Genomic DNA, 7,588 nt, shown 5'->3' on the forward strand with positions numbered 1-7,588 from the left:
CTGTGCTGCGTGTCTGCTTGATTGCGCTTGCCTGGCTGGCCTGGCCTGCCGGCGCCAGCAGCATGCCCACGTTGAACTGGCAGATGTGGGAAGACCCGCTGGGCGGGCGCGACACGCTGGTAGCCTGGCAAAGCGAGCACTTTCGCCCACTGACCGCTGAGCGCATGAATCCGGGATTTTCGTCCTCGGTATTCTGGCTACGAACGCAATTACGCAACACCCGCGCCGAGCCGGTGACTTACTGGCTGGTTCTGGACAATCCCCGACTGGAAGACGTGCAGCTCAGCCAGCGCGCCATGGGCGATATGGGGCCGGGCATCACCCGGGTGGCAGGGTGGCGCTACCCGCAGTTTTGGCGTGAGGTCAGTGCCGACATGGTGGTATTTCCGATCACCGTGCCTGGTGGAGGCATGGAAGAGCTGATGCTGCGTGTAGAAAGCCGTAGCGCTGTCTCTCTGGGCACTAGCCTGTGGCAACCGCTGGCCTTTCGCGAGCAGGAAACCAACCAGCACCAGTTGCAAGGCCTGATGATGGGCATGCTGGGCGCGGTGGCAGTATATGCTTTGATTCAGGGGGTGGTGCGCCGGGATACGGTGTTCACCCTGTTTGCCCTGTGGCTGGCCAGCTTCATGTGCCATGCGCTGGTGTTTCTGGGCTATGGCTACCGGTATTTCTGGACACAGGGTGGCGCCGAGGTGGTGCGGCTGACAGGGGTGATGGGAGCCAGCTCGGCGCTGATGTTCATGCTGCTGTCGATGTCCTTTTTGCACTTTCGCCAGACCCTGCCGCCCTGGATGTATCGCCAAGCCTGGTTGCTGGCCGGGGTGTTGGTGGCGTTGATGCTGTGGATGAGCCTGGGTGATTACCGCATGGCCTCCAGCGTGCTGTCGCTGACCCTGCTCTTGGGCAATGTCAGTTGGGTATTGCCATGTGCACTGGCCTGTATCCGCCGCACGCCCAACGCCAAGCTGTTTGGCGTCAGCATCGTGGTGTTCTGGGGGGCTGGCGTGCAATGGCAATTGTCCCTGCTGGGGCTGCTGGCGCCGGTATCCACCATGCATGACGGGGTATGGTGGTTTTACAATATTGCCCTGGCCATCACCCTGCTGGTGGGGGTCACCAGCCGCTCACTGCAATTGCAACGCGACCACGAGCGCACCCAGCGCATCCTGCTGGAAATCCAGAGCCGCCAGCAAAGCCAGCTGGAGCGCGCAGTGGTGGACCGCACCCGCGAGCTGCGCAATGCGCTGATCGCCGCTGAAGCCGCCAACCTGGCCAAAAATGATTTTCTGGCCCGCGTCAGCCATGATTTGCGCACGCCGCTGACCGCCATCATGGGCTACGCCGACATGATTCAGGCCGCCGGCCGCGCCGACGCGCCGCGCGGCGGCATCATCCGCCGCAGCGCCAACCATCTGCTGGCGCTGATTGACGATTTGATCGACTACGCGCGCGGCGCCTCGCAAGGCGATGCGCTGCACCCCACGCCGGTGTATCTGCACGCCTTGATCGACGCGGTGGCGGCCGAGGCGGAAACCCTGGCCAGCCGGCAGGGCAACCGTTTTCTGGTGGATACGCGCAATCTGCCGGCCATTGTCAGCGTGGACGCCAAACGCTTGCAGCAGATTTTGCAAAACCTGCTGGCCAACGCCGCCAAATTCACCCATCACGGCGCCATCCGCCTGACCATTCGCAGCAGCCAGCCCAAGCCAGGTTTTGCCAAGATCAAGTTCAATGTCAGCGACACCGGCCCCGGCATTGCACTGGAAGACCAGGCGCGGATTTTTCAGCCCTTCGAACGCCTGCCCTCCGCCGGGCGCACGCCGGGCCTGGGCCTGGGCCTGGCAATTGCCGCGCAATGGGCCGAGCGCATGAACGCGCGCATCACCGTGCGCAGCCGCCCCGGTCACGGCACCACCTTTGTGCTGTCGCTGACCGTGCCGCTGGCGCGTGAAGACGAACTGCCGGTGCATCGGCTGGTGGACAATCAAAACGTGCTCAGCCCGCTGGACGGCCAGGGCCGCACTATTCTGTTGGCGGAAGATCACCCGGATATTCGCGATATGCTGGCCACCGAGCTGGAAGGCCATGGTTTTCAGGTGCTGCGCTGCGCCGATGGCCAGCAAGCCATCGACCATTTACAGGCCCAGCGCCCGCCCCTGCCCGATCTGGTGCTGACCGATTTTCAAATGCCGCAGGCGGACGGCCTGGCGGTGCTGACCTGCGCGCGCGAGCATGCCCCGTGGCTGCCCGTGGTACTGCTGTCGGCGGCGCCGCCCAGTGAAGATGCCGGCTTTGACACCCACCTGCTAAAACCCATCAGCATTGCCCAGCTGCTGCACACCATTGGTCAGCAATTGGGGCTGCACGCCAGCGATACCCCGGCCACCATCGATGCCGATGATGCCGTAGACTGCCCGCCGCCCGAGCTGCTGGAAGGACTGACGCCGCTGATCGACATGGGGGCGATTTCTGATCTGGCCGACTGGGCCGACCAATTGGCCAATGACTATCCTCAATGGCAGGCATTTGCCCAACAAGTGCGGCAATACGCCGACCATGCCGACCTGACCCAGCTGCGCACGCTGGTGTCGCGCTGCCAGAGCGCATAGCGGTTGGCCGTGGTGGCACCGGCTTGTGCCTGCGGCACTGAGCAGACGCACGTTTGACAACTTACTTACCAGTAAGTATCTTTATCGACACACTGCGCTGTTGTCCCATCACCCACGCTTTATTAAGGATATTTGCATGTCCGCCTACCCGCACCTGCTCGCCCCGCTTGACCTGGGCTTCACCACGCTGAAAAACCGTGTCCTGATGGGCTCGATGCACACCGGGCTGGAAGAAGCCCCCGGCGGCTTTGCCCGCATGGCGGCGTTTTACGCCGAGCGCGCGCGCGGCGGCGTGGGCCTGATGGTCACCGGCGGCGTGGCCCCCAACGAAGCCGGGCGGGTGATGATGCACAGCGCCATGCTCACCAACGAGCACGAAGCCGAGCAGCACCGCGTGGTGACCGACGCCGTGCACGCCGCGGGCGGCAAAATCGCCCTGCAAATCCTGCACACCGGGCGTTACTCTTACCAGCCCAACCCGGTGGCGCCGTCGGCGCTGCAAGCGCCGATCAACCCCTTCCGCCCGGTGGCGCTGAGCAGCGAGCAAGTGTGGCAAACCATTGCCGACTTTGCCCGCTGCGCGCGCCTGGCCCAGCAAGCCGGCTACGACGGCGTCGAGGTGATGGGCTCGGAAGGCTATCTGATCAACCAATTCATCGCCGCGCGCACCAATCAGCGCGACGACGAATGGGGCGGCAGCTACCAAAACCGCATCCGCTTTGCGCTGGAAATCCTCAAGGCGGTGCGCGAGGCGGTGGGGCCGAACTTTATTATTATTTACCGCTTGTCGATGCTGGATCTGGTGGAAGAAGGCAGCAGCTTTGGCGAAATCGTCGAGCTGGCGCAGGCCGTCGAAGCCGCTGGCGCCAACCTGATCAACACCGGCATTGGCTGGCACGAGGCGCGCATCCCCACCATCGCCACCCTGGTGCCGCGCGCCGGCTTTGCCTGGGTGACGCAAAAACTGATGGGCAAGGTGGGCATTCCGCTGATCACCACCAACCGCATCAACACCCCGGACGTGGCCGAGCAGGTGCTGGCCGAAGGCTGCGCCGATATGGTGTCGATGGCGCGCCCCTTCCTGGCCGACCCGGCTTTTGTCGCCAAGGCGGCGGACAACCGCGCCGACGAAATCAACACCTGTATTGGCTGCAACCAAGCCTGTCTGGACCATATCTTTGCCGGCAAGCTGGCCAGCTGTCTGGTCAATCCGCTGGCCTGCCACGAAACCGAGCGGGTGATCACCCCGGCGGCGCAGGCCAAGCGCGTGGCCGTGGTGGGCGCCGGCCCGGCCGGTTTGTCCTGCGCGGTCACCGCTGCCCAGCGCGGCCACGCGGTGACATTGTTTGACGCCGCCAGCGAAATCGGCGGCCAGTTTAATGTCGCCAAGCAGATTCCCGGCAAGGATGAGTTTCAGGAAACCCTGCGCTACTTTGCCCGCCAGCTGGAACTGAACCAGGTCACCGTCAAACTGGGCGCCTGGGTCAGCGCCGATGATCTGGCTGATTTTGACGAAGTGGTGCTAGCCACCGGCATCCGTCCACGCCTGCCGGACATCCCCGGCATTGAGCACCCGAAAGTGCTGACCTATCTGGACGTGCTCAAGCACAAAAAACCGGTGGGCCAGAAAGTCGCCATCATTGGCGCCGGCGGCATCGGCTTTGACACGGCGGAATACCTCAGCCACAGCAGCGACGCCGCACACGGCCGCGACGCCTTCCTGCGCGAATGGGGCGTAGACGCCGAGCTGGCGGCGCGCGGTGGTTTGTGCGCCGAGGGCGGACAGCCGCCGGCCAGCCCGCGCGAGATTTACCTGCTGCAACGCAAGAGCAGCAAGCCGGGCGACGGCCTGGGCAAGACCACCGGCTGGATTCACCGCACCGCGCTGAAAAACCGCCAGGTGCGCATGCTGGCCGGGGTGAATTATCTGCGCATCGACGACGCCGGCCTGCACATCAATGTGCAAGGCCAGGTCAGCGTGCTGCCGGTGGACCATGTGGTGATTTGCGCCGGCCAGGAACCCTGCCGCGAGCTGCAAGCCGGCGTGGCGGCGCGGGGCGTGCCGGTGCACTTGATTGGCGGCGCGGACGTGGCCGCTGAGCTCGACGCCAAGCGCGCCATCCTGCAAGGGCTGGAAACCGCGATGGCGCTTTGAAACGCGCATGGCTTAAAATCATGGCGCGCCGATCGGCGCGCTTTTTTTGACCGGCAAGTTTTCAGGCCAGCCAGATGGCGGGCCATGGGTGACACTCATGTTCTTATTGTTGCTGATCAGCTCCACCCTGGTGGCGCTGGGCGCCGCGCTGCTGACCGTGCGCTTTTTTGACGCCGCCATCCTGCGCATTCTGCACACCATTCTGGGCGCCGAGCTGGCCAGCGCCTGGCAGCGTTATCTGCGCTTTGCCATTGTGGTGGTGGGGGTGTCGGGCGGGGTGCGCCCGCTGGATCTGGAAAAATACATCGCGCCAAACCGGCCCGGCGCCACCGCGCCGGAATTGTCGCTGGAGCGCTGGACGCTGGAGCTGTACCGCTCGCTGATCGACAGCCTGCAAAGCATTGCCTGGATGCTGCTGCTGTTTTTTATCGGCGCGATGATTGCCTATGTGCTGCTGCGCACCGTGGCCAGACGCCGCAGCCAAGTGGCGACGCTGGACGACGAAGCGTAAGCACACGCGGTGAACAGACTGCGCCCCCGCTCAGCCAGGCTGAGACGGGGGCGCAGGTGCATCAGGGGGCCGGGATCAGATCAGGCCAGCGCCACCAGTTTTTGCAGGCTGGAGGTTTTATCGTGGGCAATGCCCAGCACCGCGGTGTTGCGCGACACGCCGAGCACCATGATCGACTCAGACGCCAGCGAGGCCTGGAACTCTTTGCACAGGGTGAACGCGGATTTGTTGGACATCAGGAAAAAGATGCCGTTGATGTACACCGTGGACGCGGAGTACTCCACCGGCAACTGTTCAGCGAACTGCTTGATTTTTTCGGCGGGCAAAATCACGGCGTAGGTAGACATGGCGTGCTGTCCTTGACGGTGTTCATGAGAAAGCGCCGCTTGCGCACCCATAGCGGGTGGGTGCGAAAAGCGGCTTGATCCGCCCTTGGGGCGCGCCATCCTGGCGCAGCGGGCATCATGCAATGGGCATCAGAATTGCTAATTTAGTCCCAGGCGGTGTTGTCGTAAGTCAAACCTTACGCATTTATCGGCCATCAGACCGATTTTTTCACAGCCATGTTGCATGAATGTCTCCGCCGCTTGATCAATGCAGACGGGGAATCCTCATTCGGCAGCCAGCAAGACATTTTTACTGAAACGCAGCATGAACGGCCCGGGGTTGTGAAAGCGGTAAGGCTGATCAGAAGCAAAAGCAATCGACGTGCCTGTCACCAGCGGGCGCACCAAGCCATCCAGCGTCAGCACCAGTTCCCCACTGATGATGTACAGCATTTCCTGACTGCCCAACGAAGCCGGCTCGGCTTCATAGGTGACACCAGGAGCCAGCTGCCAATGCCATAGCTCAATGCACTGGCCGGCAAAGCGCACGCTCTCCAGCAAGGTGCCATGGCTGTCACTGTGCTCATCCTGCCAGACCCGCAGCGGTCGGGACAATGGCCGTTCGGATTTTTCCTCGACACTGGCTGGGCGAACCAGTTCGGCAAATGACAGGCTCAGCGCATTGGCCAGCCGGTCCAGCGTGGCAAAGCTGACATTGCTTTCATGCGCCTCGATATTGACCAGCATACGCCGGCTGACCCCGGCTGACTGAGCCAAGACGTCCTGGGTCAACCCACGCTGCTGGCGGATACGGCGCAGATTGGCCGCAATATTGTGAATCACGGGAAGAGAAGGCTTGCTCATGAGAACAACACACCAAACCAACACAGAATTATGAATAAAGAATTGTCCCCTGTCAGCAAGTGGGCGGCAAGTCAAATGTGTAACAGGATGTAATTGACATCACGTGCAGCAAAATTCCACGCAGGCAGCGCAACAGTTTTTTATCTCTTGCCCTGCCATACGTCATCCACAAGACATGCCTCTTCCACATGTCTCATACGGCCGAATCAAACCGTCAATCAATCATCTCGCATCGGGAACAGCCCGTTATAGCAAATGATGTAATTGACCGCCAGCGCCGGCAACTGGGTCGTGCCAGCCCCCACGGACAAGGTGGTGACAGTGCCCGGACGAAGTGCATTGCCCGCCCCCATCGGTACACGGCCACGCAGATCCGGCACGGCAAAGGTTTGCGCAGCCGAGCTGCCGCCGTAGGTGTTGCCAATCACGGCGTACAAGGCCTGGAACTGGGATTGCTGCATGAAGGAATAGGTGGCGCCATCACATGCCAGCCAGCCCTGCGGCACATAGTTACCCGCCCAGGGCATAATCGTTCCGATAAATGCTTCCATGAATTCACTCTCCAATTAACCTAAATGAAAAATGCCCAGCCAATGGCCGGGCATTTTTGACATGCTTCGGGATTTAACCCGACGGGAAGAAGCTTACACCAAAAAATCCCAACCGGTCTGCACCAGATACTGCTTCTGCATCTCACCAGACACCATGAACGCATTGGCCACCTGCTCCAGCGTCATGCCGTTTGCCTGCATCTGCTGCACCCACGCCGCCTTGCCACCGGCATCCGACTCCCGACCCAGAATCGCCTTGTACAGCATTTCCACATCGTTCACCGCATCGCCAGTCAGCACAAAGCCCCGTGCCTTGGCTTCATCGGACTTGATCATATTGATGGCAATGCCACCCAGACTGTAGCCCTTGGATTGCAGATCGCCAAAGTAATCAAAGCCATATACATCCGCCTGACGACCCAGCACTTGCAGGTAAGACCCCGCCAGCACTTTCAGTTCGTCGCGCGCCTGGAGGGTCTCACTGCTATCAGCAAATTGCAGGGTTTCGGTGTTGACCACCAGCGTGCTCTTGCTGGTGTCGGCATTGTTGATCACCTTGACGTAGCCAT

General features: G+C 61.8%; 7 protein-coding genes. 3 read left to right on the forward strand and 4 right to left on the reverse strand.

Annotation, left to right across the window (positions count from 1 at the left end):
• Positions 1–62: 62 nt before the first annotated feature.
• From DFR34_RS06165 to DFR34_RS06175, 3 genes are all read left to right on the forward strand, one after another.
• On the forward strand, positions 63–2,612 hold the full coding sequence (locus tag DFR34_RS06165) for a hybrid sensor histidine kinase/response regulator (RefSeq protein WP_158281746.1): 2,550 nt from the start codon (positions 63–65) through the stop codon (positions 2,610–2,612).
• A 136-nt stretch (positions 2,613–2,748) separates the two neighbouring features.
• Positions 2,749–4,767: an NADPH-dependent 2,4-dienoyl-CoA reductase gene (locus DFR34_RS06170; protein ID WP_110390269.1), complete on the forward strand. Its 2,019-nt coding sequence runs from the start codon at positions 2,749–2,751 to the stop codon at positions 4,765–4,767.
• 97 nt (positions 4,768–4,864) lie between these two features.
• A complete protein-coding gene (locus tag DFR34_RS06175) occupies positions 4,865–5,278 on the forward strand; it encodes a hypothetical protein (protein WP_110390270.1) in 414 nt (137 codons plus the stop codon).
• 80 nt (positions 5,279–5,358) lie between these two features.
• On the opposite strand, the gene DFR34_RS06180 is transcribed toward DFR34_RS06175, so the two are convergent.
• The 4 genes from DFR34_RS06180 to DFR34_RS06195 form a co-directional block, all read right to left on the reverse strand.
• A complete protein-coding gene (locus tag DFR34_RS06180; RefSeq protein ID WP_110390271.1) occupies positions 5,359–5,625 on the reverse strand; it encodes a hypothetical protein in 267 nt (88 codons plus the stop codon).
• Between the two features lie 264 nt (positions 5,626–5,889).
• A complete protein-coding gene (locus DFR34_RS06185) occupies positions 5,890–6,468 on the reverse strand; it encodes a helix-turn-helix domain-containing protein (RefSeq protein ID WP_110390272.1) in 579 nt (192 codons plus the stop codon).
• A 218-nt stretch (positions 6,469–6,686) separates the two neighbouring features.
• Entirely contained in the window at positions 6,687–7,019 is a 333-nt protein-coding gene (locus DFR34_RS06190; protein ID WP_110390273.1) for a phage tail protein, read from the reverse strand.
• 93 nt (positions 7,020–7,112) lie between these two features.
• The coding region (locus tag DFR34_RS06195; protein ID WP_146215066.1) for a DUF4214 domain-containing protein at positions 7,113–7,588 on the reverse strand (476 nt) is incomplete at its 5' end.

The organism is Rivihabitans pingtungensis, from assembly GCF_003201855.1.
GTDB classification, from domain to species: domain Bacteria; phylum Pseudomonadota; class Gammaproteobacteria; order Burkholderiales; family Aquaspirillaceae; genus Rivihabitans; species Rivihabitans pingtungensis.